General features: G+C 62.3%; 4 protein-coding genes. All 4 read left to right on the forward strand.

The genetic code is table 11. From position 1 onward, the window contains the following. Positions 1 to 22 precede the first annotated feature (22 nt). Positions 23 to 826, forward strand: coding sequence for a DsbA family protein (locus EOA60_RS28980; protein ID WP_067321649.1), 804 nt, complete (start codon positions 23 to 25; stop codon positions 824 to 826). Positions 827 to 1,026: 200 nt separating this feature from the next. Further along, entirely contained in the window at positions 1,027 to 1,461 is a 435-nt protein-coding gene (gene aroQ / locus EOA60_RS28985) for a type II 3-dehydroquinate dehydratase (protein WP_095824855.1), read from the forward strand. A 26-nt stretch (positions 1,462 to 1,487) separates the two neighbouring features. Continuing rightward, positions 1,488 to 1,955: an acetyl-CoA carboxylase biotin carboxyl carrier protein gene (gene accB / locus EOA60_RS28990; protein WP_095824856.1), complete on the forward strand. Its 468-nt coding sequence runs from the start codon at positions 1,488 to 1,490 to the stop codon at positions 1,953 to 1,955. Between the two features lie 19 nt (positions 1,956 to 1,974). Continuing rightward, on the forward strand, positions 1,975 to 2,398 hold a 424-nt coding region (locus EOA60_RS28995), incomplete at its 3' end, for a biotin carboxylase N-terminal domain-containing protein (RefSeq protein WP_281060790.1).

Here is a 2,398-nt window from a genome sequence, read left to right on the forward strand (position 1 = left end):
GGACAGGCAGAAGGAACTGATCATGAACAAGGCAATCCTGCTCGGCAGCGCCGGCGTGGCGGTGGCGCTCGGCATGCTGGCATTCGGCTTCGTGGCAGGAAGCCCGCAGGCCGCTAGGGCCGACACGACGCAAGCCATCCAGGTGGCCTCGGCGGACAGCAAGATCGACCGCAAGGAGGTCGAAGGCATCATCCGCGACTATCTGTTGAAAAACCCCGAGGTCCTGCTCGAGGTTCAGGACGCGCTCGAGGCCAAGCAGAAGGAAGAGCAGCGGCTCGCCGCACTCGGCGTCATCAAGGATGCGAAGGACGAGATCTTCAACTCCACCTTCGACGGCGTGGTCGGCAACCCGAAGGGCAAAGTCACCATCGTCGAGTTCTACGACTACAATTGCGGCTTCTGCAAACGCGCCATTGAGGACATGAAGGCGCTGACCAAAGCCGATCCGGACCTGCGCTTCGTGCTCAAGGAGTTTCCAATCCTCAGCCCGGATTCGCAAAAGGCCAGCGTGGTCTCGATGGCCTTCCATCTGATGATGCCGGAGAAGTACAGCGAGTTCCACACTGCGCTGCTCGGCAGCCAGGGCCGTGCCACCGAATCCACCGCCATGAAGGTCGCTGTTTCGCTCGGTGCCGACGAGGCGAAGCTGCGCGAGAAGATGAAGGATCCGAGCATCAACGAAGCGCTCTCGCGCACCTACGATCTCGCCACCAAGCTGTCGATCACCGGCACGCCGTCCTATGTGGTCGGCAATGAGGTGGTGTTCGGCGCGCTCGGACAGCAGGTTCTGGCGGAGAAGATCGAGCAGGCCAAGAGCGCGCTCTAGGTTTGGGCATGGTCTTTTCCGAAAACCGCTGCACAGTTTTCGGGATCATGCTCTAAGCGATTGCGAGTCGCGATAACAGGCGGTTTTCCGCCTGTTGTGGACAGCGAAAGAACGTACTTGCGCTCTTTTCGCGGGCGGATATGCCCATTATAGAGGTCCGGCGCGCCGGCTTGAGGCCGGCGCCGAAGAGGTCGGCATATTTGAAAACGATTTTCGTCCTGAACGGTCCCAATCTCAATGCACTCGGCAAGCGCGAGCCGGGGATCTATGGCGGCAAGACGCTTGCCGCCATCGCCGAGGATTGCAAGGCCGCCGGCACGGCGCTCGGGCTCGAGATCGATTTTCGTCAGTCCAATCACGAAGGTGATCTCGTCGACTGGATCCAGGAAGCCGGTGAAAAGGCCGCAGGCATCGTCATCAATCCCGGGGCCTACAGCCATACCTCGATTGCCATTCACGACGCCATCCGCGCCATCGCGCCGCTGCCCGTCGCTGAAGTCCATCTTTCCAATATCCACGCGCGGGAGCCTTTCCGCCACGTCTCCATGGTCGCGCCGGTCGCTGTCGGCATGATCTGCGGGTTCGGGCCACTCGGCTATACGCTTGCGCTGCAGGCACTGGCGGTGCGCCTGTGACCGGCTCCCAAACAGAAGGCTCGAAAATGTCGATAAAGAAGAACGGTGTTGACCAGCAGCTGATCCGCGACTTGGCGGGCATACTGAACGACACCAACCTGACCGAGATCGAGGTCGAGCTCGGCGATCTGAAAGTGCGCGTGTCGCGTCAGTCTCAGGCCGTCCACGCGGTCGCTGCTCCGCTTCCTATGCCGTCCGCGGCGGTTGCCGGGCCGGCTCAGGCGGTAGCGCCCGCGCCCGCAACGGCAGCCGATCCTTCCAAGAACGCCGTGCCCTCGCCGATGGTCGGCACCGCCTATCTCGCGCCCTCGCCCGACGCCAAGGCGTTCATCGAGATCGGCCAGAAGGTGAAGGAAGGCCAGACGCTGCTCATCATCGAAGCGATGAAGACGATGAACCAGATTCCCTCGCCGCGCGCCGGCACGGTGACGGCGATCCTGATCGAGGACGCCCAGCCGGTCGAATACGGCATGCCGCTCGTGGTCATCGAGTAGAGCCGGGAACAGCGGGCAGATGTTCCAAAAAATCCTCATCGCCAATCGCGGCGAAATCGCGCTTCGGGTGCTGCGCGCCTGCAAGGAGCTCGGCATCCAGACGGTGGTGGTCCATTCGACGGCCGATTCCGACGCCATGCATGTGCGGCTTGCCGACGAAAGCGTCTGCATCGGCCCGCCGCCGTCACGCGAAAGCTATCTCAACATTCACCAGATCGTCGCCGCTTGCGAGATCACCGGCGCCGATGCCGTGCACCCGGGCTACGGCTTCCTGTCAGAAAACGCCAAGTTCGCCGATATCCTCGCCGCCCATAACATCACCTTCATCGGCCCTTCGGGCGACCATATCCGCATCATGGGCGACAAGATCGAAGCCAAGCGCACGGCAAAGCGCCTCGGCATCCCGGTGGTGCCTGGTTCGGACGGCGCGATCAGCGACGAGA

The organism is Mesorhizobium sp. M1A.F.Ca.IN.020.06.1.1, assembly GCF_004023265.1.
Taxonomy (GTDB): Bacteria; Pseudomonadota; Alphaproteobacteria; order Rhizobiales; family Rhizobiaceae; genus Mesorhizobium.